Source organism: Halorubrum sp. SD612 (genome assembly GCF_002135005.1).
Genome location: NZ_NEWI01000069.1, coordinates 1 through 16,150 on the forward strand (window position 1 = coordinate 1; position 16,150 = coordinate 16,150).

The window sequence follows — 16,150 nt, forward strand, 5'->3', positions numbered from 1 at the left end:
GTCGCCCGCCTCGGCGCGGTCGACCGCCGCCGCGAGCGCGTCCGCCACGTCGTCGCCGGCGGTCACGCGGTCGACCGCGCCGAGGCGGGCGACTGCGTGCTGCTCGTCGGCTCGCTGTTCGCCGTCGCCGCGTCCGGGAGCGCCGCAGCCGTCTCGGCGTGGTCCTTGTCGTGCATCGCCGCGTACACGAGGTGGAGGTCGTCGTAGTCGTACTCGGCGAGCGTCGCGGCGAGCGTGCGGGCGGCCGCGGGGTTGTGCGCGCCGTCGAGGACGGTCAGCGGCGCGGTGTCGACCACCTCGAACCGGCCGGGCCACGTCGCCCGCGCGAGGCCGTCGCGCACGTCGCGGTCGTCGAGGTCGGTTCGCAACGCTGCCGCGGTCCGGTCCGCGAGCGCGACGGCGACGGCCGCGTTCGTCGCCTGATGGCGCCCGACGAGCGGGATTCGGTAGGTGCCCTCGCGCTCGCCGGCGAGCGCGACCTCGGCGTCGGTGGCGCTGACGCGACCCTCGTAGCTCGCCGCGAACGCCGGCGGGTCGTCGGGTTCGGCATCGCTATCGGTGGGGTCGGCGCCCTCGTCGCGCTCGTCGGGTTCAGCGTCCTCGTCCCTATCGTCGGCTTCGGCGTCCTCGTCGCTATCGTCGGCTTCGGTGTCCTCGTCGCTATCATCGGGATCGGCCGCCTCCGACGCGCCGTCACCGACCACTCGCGTCACCGGCGCGCCCGCCTCGCCGGCGACCTCGCGGACCACGTCGAGCGCCTCGCCCTCACAGGCGGTGACGAGCGGCGCGTCGGGGTGGGCGATCCGGGCCTTCGTCCGGGCGATCTCGGCGATCGTGTCGCCCAGCACGTCGGTGTGTTCGAGCGAGACGTTCGTCACGGCGGTCGCGACGGGGTCGACCGCGCTGGTCGCGTCGTACTCGCCGCCGAGGCCGACCTCCAGGACGGCCACGTCCACGTCGCGCCGCGCGAACTCGCGGACGGCCATCGCCGTGACGACCTCGAAGAAGGTGAGCGGCTCGCCGGCGGCCGCCCGGTCGATCAGCCACGGGCGCACCGCCTCGACGAAGTCGGCGATCGCCGACTCGGTCATCTGCCGGCCGTCGACGCGGACCCGCTCGGCGAGCGCGGAGAGGTGCGGCGAGGTGTACAGCCCCACCGACAGCCCCGCCTCCCGGAGGACCGACTCGGTCAGCCGCGCCGCGCTGCCCTTCCCGTTCGAGCCGGCGATCTGGACGAACGGAACGTCCGCCTGCGGGTCCCCGAGGTGCGCGAGCAGCGCCTCCACCCGATCCGTGCCGGGCTTGACCGAGAAGCGGCGGAGGTCGAAGAGGAACGCCGCCGCCTCGTGGTAGTGCATGTCCCGTGAGTCGGCGGCGCGTCGCTTAGACGTAACGGACCTGACCGGGAGAGCGGGCGCGGTGACCACGACCGCGCCGGAGGGGCCGACACCCCTGCGTCGACCGAAAAGTAACCCTTACGCGCGCGGCGGCCGCAGTCGATCGCATGGACGAGACAGCGACCGCCGACGCCGCCGCGGGAACGGCCGCCGACGGGGCCGCGGCCGACCCCGTCGTCGCCGGCGAGGGGGTCCGGAAGGAGTACGGCGAGGTCGTCGCGCTCGACGGGGTCGACCTCGACGTCGCGGCCGGCGAGGTGTTCGGGCTCATCGGACCGAACGGCGCCGGGAAGACGACGCTGGTGCGCGCGCTCACGGGGACCACCGAGGCCGAGGGCGACCTGCGCGTCTTCGGCGAGGCGCCGGCGGCGGTCGACCCGGCCCGGATCGGGCTGCTGCCGCAGTCGTTCGACCCGCCCGCGCGGCTCACGGCTCGGGAGCTGGTCGACTACTACGGCGGGCTGTACGACGCGGCCCGCGACACCGAGTCCGTCCTCGATGACGTGGGGATGGCGGACGACGCCGACACCTGGTACGAGACGCTCTCCGGGGGCCAGCAGCGGCGCACCTGCGTCGCGACCGCCGTCGTCAACGACCCCGACCTCCTCTTCCTCGACGAGCCGACGACGGGGATCGACCCGGCCGGCCGCCGGGCGATCCACCGCCTGATCGAGCGGCTCGCGGCCGGCGGGACGACCGTCTTCCTCACGAGCCACGCGATGGACGAGGTCGAGCGGCTCGCCGACCGGGTCGCGCTGCTCCGCGACGGGCGGGTCGTCGCGAGCGGAGCCCCCGACCGACTGGTCGCCGAGCACGGTGGCGCGCCCCGCCTCGACGCCGACACCGCGACGGCGACGGGCGAGGAGACCGTCGAGCGCGTCGCGGCCGGCGTCCGCGAGCGCCTCGGGGACGACCCGACCGTCGAGGCGACCGACGGCGGGCTCCGGGTGCGCGGCGTCCGCCCGGAGGCGATCGGGGACGCGGTCGACGCGCTCGACGCGGCCGGCGTCGCGTTCGACTCGCTCTCGTGGTCCGAGCCGTCGCTGGAGGACGTGTACCTGCGGCTCACCGGCGAGGAGTACGCGCGGCGGGGCGGCGCGGCGGAAGCGACCAAGGCCGTCACCGACGGAGGGGAGCGATGAGCCGCCTCGGGCGGGTCCGGACGGAGGCGGTCGCGGCGGCGCGCTCGTTCACGCGCCGCCGGACGGCGGTGTTCTTCACCTTCTTCTTCCCGGTCATCCTCGTCGTCATCTTCGGCGCGCTGGTGCGGACCCAGCCGACCGGCGGCGGCCTCTTCGCCGAGCCCGCGGGCTACTACATCCCCGGCTACCTCGCGGTCGTCGTCCTGTTCACGCCGCTGTCGCGCGTCGGGTCCGAGATCGCGCGCCACCGCGACGGCGGGCGGTTCGAGAAGCTCGCGACGACGCCCCTCTCCCGCGCCGAGTGGCTGCTCGCGCACACGCTCGTCAACGTCGGGATCATCGGCGCCGCGAGCCTGCTCATCCTCGGGCTCGTGCTGGCGGTGACCGACGCGACGCTCATCCTCTCGCCCGCGCTGGCCGTCCTGCCGGTCTTCGTCGCGGTCGCGGTCGCGCTGTTCTGCGGGCTCGGGGCCGTCCTCGGCGCGCTCGCCGACTCGCAGGACGGCGTGATCGCCGCGAGCAACACGGTCGCGCTCCCGCTCCTCTTCCTCTCCGAGACGTTCGTCACCCCGTCGCTGCTGCCGGCGTGGTTCCGGCCCGCGGTCGCGGCCTCGCCGCTGACGTACTTCGCGCGGGGGACCCGGGCGATCACCTTCGAGGGCGGCGCGTGGACCGGCGACCTGCTGGTGTTGACCGCGCTCGCGGCCGTCTTCCTCGCGGTCGGCGCGTACGCGGTCCCGCGCACCGAGTGAGGGCTCGCCTCCGAGGCGGCGTCGGCGCCGCGGTTCGGAACCGTTCATTTATGGTCACAGCCCGCGCATCCGTGAACCGAGAGGAAGGCCGTTGACCACCGTTCACTTCACCTGTCCGGATTGCGACCAGACTATCGAGGTCAACGACGCGATGCGAAAGACGATCCTCGACACCGGCTGCCCGGTGTGTACCGCGGCCGCGGCCGAGGAGCACTTCGCCGTGACCTGTGAGTAGCCGCCACTGGGCCCCTGCGATCGACACTCGTTGACACATCGCGTCCGCTTGCTGTGCCTTTTTGCGTCGACCGCGACAACCGTTCGGCGATGACGCCCGAACTCGACGAGATCGACCTGGGAACCGTGCCGCTCGGCCGAACCGGCCTGCGGACGAGCGAGCTCCAGTTCGGCACGTGGCGGTTCGGCCGCGTGACCGAGGCGGGGAACGTGGAGATCGACGAGGAGCGCGCCCACGAGCTGCTCGACGCCTACGAGGCGGCCGGCGGGCGGTACATCGACACCGCCGACGTGTACGGCGGCGGCGACTGCGAGCGCTGGATCGGCGACTGGCTCGCCGAGCGGGACCGGGAGCGCTACACGATCGCGTCGAAGGTGTACTGGCAGATCCGCGACGGCGACCCGAACAGCCGCGGGACGAACCGCAAGAACGTCCGCCACCGCGTCGACGCCCTCCTCAACCGGCTCGACACCGACTACATCGATGTCCTCTACATCCACCGCTGGGACGACGAGACGCCGGCCCGCGAGCTGATGAAGACGCTCAACGGGCTCGTCGAGTCCGGCAAGGTCCACTACCTCGGCGCCTCCACGCTCCGCCCGAACGCCTGGAAGGTCGCCCGCGCCAACGCGATCACCCGCAGCGAGGGGTGGGAGCCGTTCACGGTGCTCCAGCCGCGGTACAACCTCGTCGACCGCGAGATCGAGGGGGACTACCTCGAGTTCGCGCGCCAGCAGAATCTCGCCGTCTCCCCGTGGAGCCCGCTCGGGCAGGGCTTCCTGACGGGGAAGTACGACCGCGACGCGGACCTCCCCGACGACTCGAAGGCCGCCGAGTCGAGCCGCTTCCAGGAGGCGTACCTCACCGAGGGGAACTTCGACGTCCACGACGAGCTGGACGCGGTCGCCGACGAGGTCGGCGCGTCGCCCGCGCAGACCGCGCTCGCGTGGCTCGCGCACCGCGACGGCGTCACCGCGCCCATCGTCGGCGCCCGGACGGTCGACCAGCTGCGCGAGAACCTCGCGGCGGCGACGATCGACCTGTCGGACGAGCAGGTCGACCGGCTGACCGCGGCCAAGCCGGGGCCGTACGACGCGCTGTAGAAGGGAACGGGGGCTACCGCTCCGCGCAGTAGTCGACGAAGTTCCGCAGGATCGTCAGCCCCGTCTCGCCGCTCTTCTCGGGGTGGAACTGCGTGCCGAACACGTTGCCGGCCTCGTTGGCGACGACCGCCGGGAAGTCGACCCCGTAGTCGGCGGTGGCGACGACCGCGTCGGCGTCGTCCGGCTCGGCGTAGTAGGAGTGGACGAAGTAGGCGTACTCGCCGTCGACTCCCTCGACCAGCGGATGCTCCCGCTCGACTTCCAGCTCGTTCCAGCCCATGTGCGGCACCTTCCGGTCCACCTCGAAGCGCACGTTGGTACCGGAGATCAGGTCGAGTCCGGTCACCTCGCCCTCGCCCTCGTGGTCGGCCTCCTCGCTCGTCGTCAGGAGCATCTGCATCCCGAGACAGATCCCGAAGAGGGGGCGACCGGCCTCGGCGTGGTCGGTCAACGCCTCGCGCAGCGGGCCGGCGTTCTCCATCCCCTCGCGGAACGCGCCGACGCCCGGGAGAACGACGCCGTCGGCCGCGGCGAACGCCTCGGGATCGTCGGTGATCTCGACGGTCGCGCCCGCGCGCTCCAACCCCCGAGTCGCCGACCGGAGGTTCCCGAGCCCGTAGTCCACGAGCGCGACGGACACGTCGCGGTCCGGTGGAGATTCGTCCATGGTTCCGGTTCGCGACCGCGGTGGAAGTCAGTTTCCATCCGTGAGGCGTTGCATAGCGGTACGTAGCCGTACGTATATTTGAACAGCAACACTTTTGATAGAACAGTAAAACCCACACACGTACTCCTCATGGAGCGACGACGCCAATTCCTCAAGATCGCGGGTGCGGCAAGCATCGTTGGACTGGCCGGCTGTAGCGGCGGCGGCAACGGGTCGGACGGCTCCGACGGCATGAACGGCTCTGACGGGTCGGACGGCTCCGACGGGTCGGACAGCGAACCGGAGATGACGTTCGGCGGCGACGGCACGATCGACTTCGGCATCTCGCCGTCCGTCCCGCAGGAGGACCTCAACGTACAGTACTCCCCGCTCGAAGAGCACATCGGGAGCTACCTCCGGGAGAACTACGATGTCCCCAGCGACCTCAGCGTTGAGGGGACCATCGGAAGCAACTACAGCGCCATCATCCAGTCTCTCGGCCAGGGGACGCTGGACATCGCCGAGACCGGGCCGTTCGCGGCCGCCCTCGGCGTGAAGACCGGCAACGCGGAGGTCATCCTCCAGCGGTACGGCTACGGCGGCTGGACGTACAAGAGCATCATCGCGACGCCGAACGACAGCGACATCACCGCGCTGTCCGACCTCTCCGGGAAGACGGTCGCGTTCTCCGACCGGCTCTCCACCAGCGGCGCGCTGTACCCGCTGTACAGCATGTCGAGCCAGGGGGACCTCGACGTCGGCGAGCTCCCCGAGGGCAACGGCTCGCAGGCCGAGTTCGACGCCCGCTTCGCCGGCGGCCACGTCGGCTCGTACACCCTCCTCGAACAGGGCCAGGTCGACGCGGCCGCGATGGGCGGCTTCGTCCGCGACACGAAGACCGGCCCCACGCCGGACGAGTGGCAGGAGGTCGCGACTACCCTCCACGAGGACGAGGGGCTCCCGCGCGCACCGATCGTGGTCTCGCCCGAGCTCGACGACGACGTGAAAAGCGCCATCCAGGAGGCGTTCCTGGAGGGCCCGGACAGCATCTACTACGGCGCGGACGGCGAGGACGGCACCGGAGACGACCTCTGGTTCAGCCGCGTCCGCGGGGCGACCCAGGACGACTACCAGTCCGTCATCGACGTCGCCGACGAGCTCGGCGTCGGAACCGACATCTTCAACCAGTAGATCCCTCATGGTCCCCCAACTTCGGATCGTTTTTCACACGATCGGTCTGTTTTTGGACAAACTCACACCTCATGCCAACGATCGAATTCGAAAACGTCAGTAAAATATACGACGAGGACACCGTCGCCCTCGACGACGTGTCGTTCACCATCGACGAGGGGGAGTTCGTCATTCTGCTCGGTCCCTCCGGTGCCGGCAAGTCGACGATGTTGCGGGTGTTGAACGGGCTCACGGAACCCACCGAGGGGTCCGTTCGCATCGGCGGCGAAGAGCTTCAAGGGAACCGCAGCGGGGTCGGGATGGTGTTCCAGGAACACTACCTCATCGAGAGCAAGACCGCGTTCGGCAACGCGCTATCCGGGGCGCTCTCGCGGAACGGGCTCCTCCGGAGCGCCCTCGGAATGCACGACGACGCGGACAAGCGGACCGCCCTGGAGGCACTCCAGACCGTCGGCCTCCTCGACGAGGCCGGGCAGCGCGCTGAGTCGATGAGCGGGGGACAGAAACAGCGCGTCGGGATCGCCCGCGCGCTCGTCCAGAACCCCGAGATCGTCCTCGCCGACGAGCCGGTTGCCAGCCTCGACCCGAAGGCGGCCCGCGACGTGATGCGCTACCTCAAGAAGGCGGCGACCGAGCAGGACCTCACCACGATCACCAGCCTCCACCAGGTGAACATCGCGCGAGAGTTCGGGGACCGGTTCCTCGGGATCCGCGGCGGCGAGGTGATCTTCGACGGCGACGCCGACGACCTCACCATGGACGAGATGGACCGGATCTACTACGGCGAAGCCCAAGGCGGCAAGACGGTTCCGACCGGAACGAGCGGCGACGAACTCGGCGGGAGCGACGCCGACGTCGACGCCGCCGCCGACGGGGGTGAGCGGGCGTGAGCTCGCCAGACTCGGCGATCGACGACCAGTTCCGCGCGCTCGAACGGCTCCGCCGACTCAAATACCTCCTGTGGGCCGGGCTGCTCGCGGCCGTTCTCGGCGTCACCTACTGGGGTCTCGGCTTCATCGGGTTCCAGCCCAACGTCGTCGCCGGGCGGCTCCCGGGGATGTACGAGTTCATCTCGACTGGCTTCTTCCCGCCGGACTTCCAGAACTTCACGATCTACACCAAAGACCAGGGGATCAGCGGGCTACAAGCGATCCCCGCGAGCTTCGGCGACGGCGGCGCCCACATCATCGAGAGCTTCCAGTCGTCGCGGCAGTCGCTGGTGAAGGCGAGCCTCGTGACGCTCCTGCTCGGCATCATGGGCACCGTGTTCGCCTTCCCGTTCGCGCTCGTCCTCGGGGTCCTCGGGAGCGAGCGCGTCACGCCGTTCCCGTTCAACTTCATCTTCCGGGGTACCCTCAGCGGGATCCGCGCCATCCCCGCCATCGTCTGGATTTTCCTGTACATCCCCATCGGCCCACCGGGACAGGTGACAGCGGTGCTCGCGATCGCGACCGACAGCATCGGGAACCTCGGCCGCCTGTTCACCGACGACCTCGAAGAGATCGAGGAGGGGCCGATCGAGGCGATCCGGTCGACCGGTGCGTCGGGCACCCAGACCGTGAGCTTCGGGATGTTGAGTCAGGTCTCCCGCTCCTTCATCGCGTGGACGCTGTACATCTTAGAGATCAACACCCGGATCGCGATCTCGCTCGGCGTCGTCGGCGCTGGCGGGCTCGGACTGATGATCCGGAACAGTCAGGACCTCTTTGAGTTCCAGCAGACCGCCGCGGGGCTGGTGATGGTGTTCATCGTCGTCCTCGGCATCGAACTCATCTCCTCGCGCATCCGCGCCCGGCTCCGGCCGGGCGAGCACGAGGGGAAGGGGCTCATCGAAGCGATCCGCGGCCTGTTCGACCCGAAGAAGTGGCTCGGCGTCGGCAACCGCCGCGACTGAGCCGACTCAGAACTCGCCGAGCCGCGACTGGCCGTCGCCGCCGTTTTCTCCCCGGTCGCTGACGCCGCTCAGTTCGGCCGCCCGGGCGATCGTCTCGAAGAAGCCGTCGCGCTGACTCCGGTCGTACAGCGTCGCTGCGGGGTGGACGGATAACAGTACGCGCCGCGACACGCCGGCGAGCCGCGCGTCGACCACGTCGCCGGACTCGCCGGTGATCGCGACCGAGCGGTCGAGGAGGTGTTCGCTCGGCACCTTCCCGAGCGTCACGATCAGCTCCGGGTCGAGTCGGTCGATCTCGCCTTCGAGGTACCCGCGGCAGTTCGCCAGCTCCTCGGTCGTCGGGTCGCGGTTGTCCGGCGGTCGGCAGCGCACGCAGTTCGTGATCCGCACGTCGGCGCGGGCGAGCCCCGCGTCGCGCAGCGCCTCGTCGAGCACGTCGCCGGACCGCCCCACGAACGGCTCGCCCTCCTCGTCCTCGGTCGCGCCCGGCCCCTCGCCGACGAACAGCAGGTCCGCGTTCGTCGGGCCGACGCCGTCGACGATCCGGCTCCGCGACTCCACCAGCGCCGGGCACCGCTCGCAGGATGGCACTCGGAGGTCCTCGTCGAGCGCGGAGCCGTCGCCGCCGTGTTCGCTCATGCCCACGCCTCCGGGCGCGGTCGTCTAAGTAGCGTCGGTCGAACGGGCCGCACGCCGAGCCCCGCCTACTCGGCCGTCGCCGCCTCACGGTGCGCGCTCGCGGCGAGCGCCGCGATCCGGAGGGGCTCACAGCGCCGGAAGCCGTCGCGAGTGAGTCCCCGGATCGCCGCGGCGGCGCGCTCCGGTTCGATACCGACCGCGCGGACGAATCGGGGCCGATCCGAGTCCGGGTCGCCGACCGGAACGCGGGGCGGAAGCGACCGGTACGCGGCGAGCCGGTCGGCGAGGGCCTCGCCGTCGAACGCGCCCCGGAGCGCCGGTTCGAGCCCGGGGCTCGCCTCGTAGCTCACGGCGTAGACCGGGCGGTCGAGCGTCTCGGCGAGTTCGTCGAGGTCGAGGAGGTTGAACCACGCGGGCGCGACCCCCGCACAGACCACGTGGCGGACATCCTCGCGGGCGAGCGTGCGCCAGCAGTCGATCACTGCGTCGGTCGCGTCGGTGCCGCCGACGGTACACCGCGCGAACGCGAAGCCGTCGGGGGTCCCGTCGGCGCGAACGACGACGCCGGCCCCGTGGCTCGCGTCGCGGGCGTCAGAGAAAGCGACGCCGAGCGCGCGGCTCGGCGTGGTCACTCACGCGTCCTCGGACTTTATCTCCTGGAGCCGGTCGAGAAGCTCGTCGTTCGAGGCGCCGGGTTCGTAGTCCACGGACCCTTGGTGGGTCTCCTGGGCAGCCCGGACGCCGTCATCGTCGTCGAAGTCCGCGTCCAGGTCCTGATTCTCCTGTTCGGACTCGTCGTAGCTGCCGAAGCCCATTTGTGTGTGACAGTAACAGGGGGTGAGTGATAAATCCACGGCCGTCAGCGGACCCGAGGGGCTCGCTGGGGTGCGACTGTACGCTTTTGTCGCTCCGCGAGCGAGTGGAGGCATGGAGCCGATCACCGTCACCGCGGACGCGGAAGAGTTCACCTGTAACGCGTACCTCGTCGTCGGGGACGAGACGACGCTCGTCGACGCGGGAACGATGCCCGGCGTCGAGGACGCCGTCGCCGACGCCCTCGCCGACGCCGGCGTCGACGGCCTCGACCGCGTCGTGATCACGCACCAGCACCGCGACCACGTGGGCGAGCTCGGCGCGGTGGTCGAGCGCTTCGACGCGGAAGTGCTCGCGTACGCCGATCACCCGCTCCGGGACGCCGCGCTCGGGGACGGCGACGAGGTGGTGGTCGGCGACGAGTCCTGCGAGGTCGTCTACACCCCCGGACACGCCGACGACCACGTCTCGCTCGTCGGCGCAGAGCGGCTCTACTCGGGCGACGTGGTGGTGTACAACGACGGCGCCTTCGACGACGGCTCGTTCGGCCGGACCGACATGGCCGGCCAGTCGCGCGAGCGCCTGATCGAGAGTCTCCGCGAGATCCTCGACCGGCTGCCCGACTCCACGGATGCGATGTTCCCCGGCCACGGCGACATCTACCGCGCCGTCGACGGCCCGGAGACCCTCCGCGAGGTGATCGAGCGCGCGACGGAGCGCGCCGAGCGCCGCGAGCCGAAATACCCCGACGGGTGAGCGGGAGCCGGGTTTAAAACAGAGTGACGGCGAGACCGACCACCGACTTCGGCGCGCGCCTCCGAGCGGCCGCCTTCGGCGGTCGCGAGGAGCGCGTGCGAGGGACGCGGTGAGAGAGGGGTGACCGAAGGGAGCCCCGAGCGAACCGCGAGGCTGGGGCGGAGCGAGGCACACGCGCGGCTGGCGGTCAGGAGGAGAGTCCGCGAGAAGGGCCGTGAACGACCCGGAAACGCCCGGGTTACGCCGCGCGGCGCTCGGTCGCCTTCGGGCGGAGCTTGGTGTAGCCGCACTTGCGGCAGCGCTCGGCCTCGGAGGCGTTGCGGGCGTTACAGCGCATACAGATCTGTCGGTCGAGCATGCGACGTTCGGCGGCGTCGAAACTGGCCATACGGCTACTGTGCGGGCGGTGCTGTAAAAGGTTGCGAGACGCCGCGACGGTCGCGGGAGGAGAGGCTAGTCGGCGAAAGTCCTGGTCAGGCGCCCGCTTCCGAGAGGGCGGCCTCGATGTCCTCGCGCTGCGTGACGCCGACGAAGCGGTCGACGACGCCGTCATCGTTCTCGACGATGAGCGTCGGGAGCGAGCGGACCTGGTACTGGTTCGCGACGTCCTGCTCCTCGTCGACGTCGACCTTCTGGAGCTCGAACGCGTCGCCGAGGTCTTCCTGGATCTCCTCCAGGATGGGGTCTTGGGTCTTACACGGGCCGCACCACTCGGCGTGGAAATCCAGCAGTCGAACGGTCATAGTCGCGGTCAACTACCGCCGGGCCGCGCATAAGGGTTTCCCACTTGTGCGTGCGCGCGCTCGGCGGCGGCTCGACCGGGCGACGGCGCGACGGTGGCGCGAACACGGTCCGAACGACGAACGAAACGTTTAGGACGCGTCGCCGTCCAGAAGCGGACATGAGTGGTTCCAACTCCGGCGGGCTGATGTCCAGTGCGGGACTGGTCCGCTACTTCGAGAACGAGGACCGGAACGCCATCGCGATCGACCCCAAGACGGTCCTCGCGTTCTGCGTCCTCTTCGGCGTGTTCGTCCAGATCCTCTCGCTGACGGTCGCGTAACGGCCTCGCCGTTCCCGTTCTGCCGACGCACCGATCCCGAGTCGACCGGTCGCGTAGCGCGCCCTTTTTCCACGCGCCCGCCCCACCGATACGTATGAAAGCAGGCGTCATCGCCGTCCAGGGCGACGTGGCCGAACACGCCGCCGCCGTCCGCAACGCCGCGGCCGCCCACGACGAGTCCGCGGAGGTCGTCGAGATCCGAGAGTCGGGGGTCGTGCCCGACTGCGACGTCCTCCTGATGCCGGGCGGGGAGTCGACGACCATCTCGCGGCTGATCCACCGCGAGGGGATCGCCGCGGAGATACGGGACCACGTCGCGGCCGGGAAGCCGATCCTCGCCACCTGCGCCGGACTGATCGTCTGCTCGACCGACGCGAAGGACGACCGGGTCGAGCCGCTGGGGCTGGTCGACGTCTCCGTCGACCGCAACGCGTTCGGCCGGCAGAAGGACTCCTTCGAGGCGAAGGTCCCGGTGACCGGCCTCGACGACCCCTTCCACGCCGTGTTCATCCGCGCGCCGGCCATCGACGACGTGGGCGACGGCGTCGAGACGCTCGCGACCGTCGACGGGCGCCCGGTCGCGGTGCGCGACGGGCCGGTCGTGGCCACCGCGTTCCACCCGGAGCTCACCGACGACCCGCGGATCCACGACCTCGCCTTCTTCCCCGAGCGGGAGGTGGTCGCGTGAGCGATCCGGCCGAGGGCGAATCGAGCGCGGACGAGCCGCCCGAGGCCGTCCTCGACGAGCTGTTCGCCACCATCGAGTCGCGCAAGGAGGAGCTCCCGGAGGGGTCGTACACCGCGTCCCTGTTCACCCACGAGAAGGGAGAGAACGCGGTCTTAGAGAAGGTCGGCGAGGAGACGACTGAGGCCATCCTCGCGGCGAAGGACGACGACCGCGAGGAGCTCACCGCGGAGAGCGCCGACCTCGTCTACCACCTGCTCGTGTTGTTCGCGATGAAGGACCTCGACGTCGACGACTTACGCGCTGAGCTCCGCGAGCGGTTCTGAGTCCCCGCGGCGGTCGACGCCTACCGCTCCCGTTCGAGTTCGCGGTCGATCTCGTCGACCTCCTCGGTCTCCAACTCCTTGCCGATGCGCCGCTCGAACTCCGCCTCGCTGATCTGTCCCTCGACGTACTGCTTCCGGAGGCGGTCCTGACGGCTGCTCCCGGCGTCGACCGAGGTCGACGAGGCGGACTCCGAGCCGATCGAGTCGAGCGACGGCGAGCCGCCCTCACCGAGCAGCCACGAGCCGGCCTTGTAGGCGACGTAAACGAGCCCCGCCAGCACCGCGAGCGAGACGACCCCGGAGACGATCGTCCAGACGAGGCTCACGAGCGCGGAGACCACGCTGACGACGATACCGACCCCGATCAACACCGCGATCGCGATCGCCGCGTAGTAGAGGGCCTGCTTCCCGTCCATACCCCGGAATCGGGCTGCCGGCCGCAAATACCTTCTCCCGGAGACGGCGTCGCGCGGTTCGGTCCGTGCCCCCGGACTTTTGTCCGTGGCGCCGAACGTCAGACGGTGAGACCGCCGTGTGCGACGCCGCCCCGCCTGGATCCGACGCGCGGACGGAAGCGACCCGCAGAGCGATGCTTCGGCGGAGCGGGGCGCTCGCGGTCGGTGCGGTCGCGGCGACGGGGTCGGCCGCCCTCGCCGGTTGCGCCGGGCGCGGGAGCGGCGATGCCGGCGGAAACGACGGCTACGCCGCGGGGGCCGACGCGGCCGCCGGTAGGGGGGACCCTCCGCTCGTCGCGCACCGCGGCTTCGCGGCCGAACACCCGGAGAACACGGTCGCGGCTATCGAGGCGGCGACGGCCGTCGTCGACCGGGTCGAGCTCGACGTGCGCCGCTGCGGCACGGGCGAGCTCGTTGCCTTCCACGACGCGACGCTGGGGCGGGTGACGGACGCGACCGGTCGCGTCGGCCGGACCCCGGCGGGGCGGCTCGCCGAGCTCTCCGTCGAGGGGTCGGGGGAACCGGTGCCGACGCTCGCCGCGGCGCTCGACGCCGTGCCGTCGGACGCGTGGGTCCTGCTCGACCTGAAGGAGCGCGGCGTGGCGGCCGACGCGGTCGCGGCCGGCGCGGAACGCGACCACGGGCTCGCCGTCGCCGCCGACGACCCCGCGGCCATCGAGGCCGCGAACGCGGCCGACCCGACGGTCCCGACCGTCTACGGGGCCCGGGAGTCGGTCCCGGCGCGGCCGCTTAGGCCGCTGATCCCGGGGAGCCGAGCGGGGGTCGGACTGCCGAGGTGGGCGTATCCGCCGCAGGACGTGGCGGGGGTCGTCGAGACAGCGACGGCACTGGGCTGTGCGGCGGTGTCGCCGCGGTACGAGCTGTGCCTCCGGACGGATATCGTCTCGCGGGCCGCGACCGCCGGGCTGCGGGTGCTGCCGTGGACGGTCGCCTCGGCCCGGGAGTACGGCGCGGTGGCGTCGGTCGACGGCGTCGGCGCTGTCGTCTCGGACGTCTCGCTGGGACGCCGGGAGCCGTGACAACCGAGACGAACGAGCGGCTCGCGGGCGGCAGAAGTGTTATTCGTGCGGCTCACGTCGCCCCAGGAAATGGATCGGGACGCCGACGCCGGCGACGGTGCGAGGGGGAGCGGGCCGGACGAAGCGCCCGGCGGGGCGCCCGCGAGCCGCGTCGACCGCCGGACCGTCCTCGGCGCGCTCGCGGGCGCCGGGAGCGCCGCGGTCGCGGGCTGTTCCGGCCCTGAGCCGGACGACGCGTCGACGACCGATCTCGACGCGGACCGGCTCGACGAACTCGCGGCGCGGTTCGCGCCGACGCTGTACTTCGACAGCGCCGAGCCGTGGTACCCGACCGACCCGCGACCGTACGCGAGCGAGGCGGACGGCGAGACGGTCGTCGACGGCTTCGCCGCGTTCGACGGCTACCACGAGCGGTACGACGAGGCGGGCGAGCCGCCAGACCCGACCGTCTTCTACAACGGGATGCGCTACGAGGACTCCCCGCTGGCGGTCGTCCAGTTCTGGCTCTACTCCGCGTTCGACCAGTTCACCGCGAACTTCCACTGGCACGACTGGGAGGTGCTCCACGTCTTCGTCGACCTCGACTCGGGCGGCCCGCAGCTGTACGTCGCCAGCTCGCACTCGCGGAGCGTGCCCAACAACGAGTTCCTCGACCCCGACCCCGAGGTCGTCCCGCGGATCCTCCCCGAGCTCGGCTCGCACTCCAGCACGCTCTCGATCAACGAAATCCCGGACGGCTTCCGGCGCGTCGGCGAGGAGGGCCTGCTCGCCGACATCACCAACACGACGATCGACACGGTCGAGGACCTGCTCGGGATTCCGATCGCCTACGGTCTGCCCCGCGACGAGGGGGCCCGATTGCCGTTCGTCGTCCCCGAGTACGAAGGGGAGCCGATCTACGACCACCCTGACCTCCCGTCGGTCTCGGAGTCCTCGCTGGTCGACGGCGCGCTGACGGTTCGGTCGCTCGACGCGCTGCGCTCGCCGCCGACCGACCTGCCGCTCCGGGAGACGGGGATCGCCTTCCGACACGGCGAGCGCCCCGACGACGGCGACGACGCCGCGCTCGCCGCCGAGGCCGCCAAGTCCGTCGTCGAGTACGAGCTGGTGGAGAGCGCCGAGCTGGAGGACATCGACGCGTTCACCGGCCCGCAGCTCAGCTTCGAGTTCGCCGTGCCCGAGGCCGTCGAGGACGGGGTCGCGAGCCACATCACGACCACCGGCGTCCCGTGGGAGCAGCCGCGCTACGAGAACCCCGCGCTCGACGTCACTGCGGGGAACCACCGGTCCGAGATGGCGGACCGGTACGACGCGATCGCCGACGACCCGTCGTTCGGCGACGAGGCCGCCAGGGGGCTCGACGCCGTCGTCGCGCGCGTCACGCGGGCGACCGAGAGCGACGAGGCGCCCGACGGCGAGGGGTTGACCACGACCGAGTCGAGCGTCGAGTCGTTCGCGCTGATCGAGAGCGACCCGGAAGCGGTGCCGACGTTCGCCGGCGGCGTCGCGGTCGCGAACGGCGTCCCCGAGGGCGACCACCGGCTCACGGTCAACGGCGCCGGGCGGGCCCCCCACAGCGAGACCCTGACCGTCTCGGCCGACGAGCCGGTGACGAGGGCGGGCGTCGACGGCGAGATCCCGCTCGTCGCCCGCGAGGACGCGCGGAAGGTTGAGCTCGACGACGCGGAGAGCGACGTCGACCTGACCCGGACCGCGATCGAGGACGACTTCGCCGGGCGGATCTACGACTCCGCGATCGACGGGAGCGACGCCGCCTACGTCCACGCCGGCGGCGCGTACACGACCGAGGTCCGCGACGCCGACGACGAGGTCGGCGCGTACCGGGTCAACCCGGACCCCCCGAACGACGGCGACGGCTCGGACGGACCGGGGGACCGCGGCGCGGGTCCGAGCCGGATCGAGCGCCCGGAGCCCGGGCCGGCACCGCTCACCGGCTACGTCGCCGACGTTGCCCCAGAGACCCGCTCCCCGGTCCCCGACCCGGCTGACCGC

The 16,150-nt window shown here is 71.3% G+C and carries 20 protein-coding genes and 1 pseudogene; 13 read left to right on the plus strand and 8 right to left on the minus strand.

All coding sequences use genetic code 11. The features are described from left to right. A pseudogene (locus B9G38_RS09270) lies at positions 1-1,358 on the minus strand (bifunctional folylpolyglutamate synthase/dihydrofolate synthase); the annotation flags it as partial. 146 nt (positions 1,359-1,504) lie between these two features. Between B9G38_RS09270 and B9G38_RS09275 the strand changes: the two are divergent. From B9G38_RS09275 to B9G38_RS09285, 4 genes are all read left to right on the plus strand, one after another. Continuing rightward, positions 1,505-2,539, plus strand: coding sequence for an ABC transporter ATP-binding protein (locus B9G38_RS09275; RefSeq protein WP_086220204.1), 1,035 nt, complete (start codon positions 1,505-1,507; stop codon positions 2,537-2,539). After that, positions 2,536-3,291: an ABC transporter permease gene (locus tag B9G38_RS09280; protein WP_049931830.1), complete on the plus strand. Its 756-nt coding sequence runs from the start codon at positions 2,536-2,538 to the stop codon at positions 3,289-3,291. Before B9G38_RS09275 ends, B9G38_RS09280 begins: the two co-directional genes overlap by 4 nt. Positions 3,292-3,382: 91 nt before the next feature. Then, positions 3,383-3,526, plus strand: a complete 144-nt coding sequence (locus tag B9G38_RS17800; RefSeq protein ID WP_129452291.1) for a zinc ribbon domain-containing protein — start codon at positions 3,383-3,385, stop codon at positions 3,524-3,526. Between the two features lie 89 nt (positions 3,527-3,615). Continuing rightward, complete coding sequence (locus B9G38_RS09285) at positions 3,616-4,629, plus strand: aldo/keto reductase (RefSeq protein ID WP_086220205.1); 1,014 nt, start codon at positions 3,616-3,618, stop codon at positions 4,627-4,629. 13 nt (positions 4,630-4,642) lie between these two features. Here B9G38_RS09285 and hisH read toward each other — a convergent pair whose 3' ends face one another. Next, positions 4,643-5,296 (minus strand): imidazole glycerol phosphate synthase subunit HisH, encoded by a 654-nt coding sequence (hisH, locus tag B9G38_RS09290; RefSeq protein ID WP_049931826.1) that lies wholly within the window; start codon positions 5,294-5,296, stop codon positions 4,643-4,645. A gap of 129 nt (positions 5,297-5,425) precedes the next feature. On the opposite strand from hisH, the gene B9G38_RS09295 reads away from it, so the two are divergent. From B9G38_RS09295 to B9G38_RS09305, 3 genes are all read left to right on the plus strand, one after another. After that, positions 5,426-6,466: a phosphate/phosphite/phosphonate ABC transporter substrate-binding protein gene (locus B9G38_RS09295; RefSeq protein WP_086220206.1), complete on the plus strand. Its 1,041-nt coding sequence runs from the start codon at positions 5,426-5,428 to the stop codon at positions 6,464-6,466. 71 nt (positions 6,467-6,537) lie between these two features. Next, the gene (gene phnC, locus B9G38_RS09300; protein ID WP_049931823.1) at positions 6,538-7,356 is read left to right on the plus strand and encodes a phosphonate ABC transporter ATP-binding protein; all 819 of its coding nucleotides are present in this window, start codon (positions 6,538-6,540) and stop codon (positions 7,354-7,356) included. Continuing rightward, positions 7,353-8,360, plus strand: coding sequence for an ABC transporter permease (locus tag B9G38_RS09305; RefSeq protein ID WP_086220207.1), 1,008 nt, complete (start codon positions 7,353-7,355; stop codon positions 8,358-8,360). Before phnC ends, B9G38_RS09305 begins: the two co-directional genes overlap by 4 nt. Positions 8,361-8,366: 6 nt before the next feature. Here B9G38_RS09305 and B9G38_RS09310 read toward each other — a convergent pair whose 3' ends face one another. The 3 genes from B9G38_RS09310 to B9G38_RS09320 all read right to left on the minus strand — a co-directional run bounded on the left by B9G38_RS09310 (position 8,367) and on the right by B9G38_RS09320 (position 9,814). Then, positions 8,367-8,999: a uracil-DNA glycosylase family protein gene (locus B9G38_RS09310; RefSeq protein ID WP_049931819.1), complete on the minus strand. Its 633-nt coding sequence runs from the start codon at positions 8,997-8,999 to the stop codon at positions 8,367-8,369. A gap of 65 nt (positions 9,000-9,064) precedes the next feature. After that, positions 9,065-9,631 carry a DUF99 family protein gene (locus tag B9G38_RS09315; protein WP_086220208.1) on the minus strand — a complete coding sequence of 189 codons (567 nt, stop codon included), beginning with the start codon at positions 9,629-9,631 and terminating at the stop codon, positions 9,065-9,067. Then, the gene (locus B9G38_RS09320; RefSeq protein ID WP_007995123.1) at positions 9,632-9,814 is read right to left on the minus strand and encodes a DUF5786 family protein; all 183 of its coding nucleotides are present in this window, start codon (positions 9,812-9,814) and stop codon (positions 9,632-9,634) included. 112 nt (positions 9,815-9,926) lie between these two features. Here B9G38_RS09320 and B9G38_RS09325 point away from each other — a divergent pair, with 112 nt between their 5' ends. Then, positions 9,927-10,568, plus strand: coding sequence for an MBL fold metallo-hydrolase (locus tag B9G38_RS09325; protein WP_086220209.1), 642 nt, complete (start codon positions 9,927-9,929; stop codon positions 10,566-10,568). A 238-nt stretch (positions 10,569-10,806) separates the two neighbouring features. Here B9G38_RS09325 and B9G38_RS09330 read toward each other — a convergent pair whose 3' ends face one another. Beyond that, the gene (locus B9G38_RS09330; protein WP_006629440.1) at positions 10,807-10,956 is read right to left on the minus strand and encodes a 50S ribosomal protein L40e; all 150 of its coding nucleotides are present in this window, start codon (positions 10,954-10,956) and stop codon (positions 10,807-10,809) included. Between the two features lie 85 nt (positions 10,957-11,041). Beyond that, the gene (locus B9G38_RS09335; RefSeq protein ID WP_006111654.1) at positions 11,042-11,311 is read right to left on the minus strand and encodes a co-chaperone YbbN; all 270 of its coding nucleotides are present in this window, start codon (positions 11,309-11,311) and stop codon (positions 11,042-11,044) included. Between the two features lie 158 nt (positions 11,312-11,469). On the opposite strand from B9G38_RS09335, the gene B9G38_RS09340 reads away from it, so the two are divergent. The 3 genes from B9G38_RS09340 (at position 11,470) to hisE (ending at position 12,642) form a co-directional block, all read left to right on the plus strand. After that, positions 11,470-11,631, plus strand: a complete 162-nt coding sequence (locus B9G38_RS09340) for a preprotein translocase subunit Sec61beta (RefSeq protein ID WP_049910744.1) — start codon at positions 11,470-11,472, stop codon at positions 11,629-11,631. A gap of 94 nt (positions 11,632-11,725) precedes the next feature. Then, the gene (gene pdxT, locus B9G38_RS09345) at positions 11,726-12,319 is read left to right on the plus strand and encodes a pyridoxal 5'-phosphate synthase glutaminase subunit PdxT (RefSeq protein ID WP_086220210.1); all 594 of its coding nucleotides are present in this window, start codon (positions 11,726-11,728) and stop codon (positions 12,317-12,319) included. Then, entirely contained in the window at positions 12,316-12,642 is a 327-nt protein-coding gene (gene hisE, locus B9G38_RS09350; protein WP_086215760.1) for a phosphoribosyl-ATP diphosphatase, read from the plus strand. The genes pdxT and hisE overlap by 4 nt, the downstream gene beginning before the upstream one ends. A 20-nt stretch (positions 12,643-12,662) precedes the next feature. On the opposite strand, the gene B9G38_RS09355 is transcribed toward hisE, so the two are convergent. Further along, entirely contained in the window at positions 12,663-13,058 is a 396-nt protein-coding gene (locus tag B9G38_RS09355; protein WP_086220211.1) for a hypothetical protein, read from the minus strand. 173 nt (positions 13,059-13,231) lie between these two features. Between B9G38_RS09355 and B9G38_RS09360 the strand changes: the two genes are divergently transcribed. Both B9G38_RS09360 and B9G38_RS09365 read left to right on the plus strand, forming a co-directional pair. After that, positions 13,232-14,137, plus strand: a complete 906-nt coding sequence (locus B9G38_RS09360; protein ID WP_086220212.1) for a glycerophosphodiester phosphodiesterase — start codon at positions 13,232-13,234, stop codon at positions 14,135-14,137. A gap of 69 nt (positions 14,138-14,206) precedes the next feature. Next, the coding region (locus B9G38_RS09365) for a hypothetical protein (protein WP_086220213.1) at positions 14,207-16,150 on the plus strand (1,944 nt) is incomplete at its 3' end.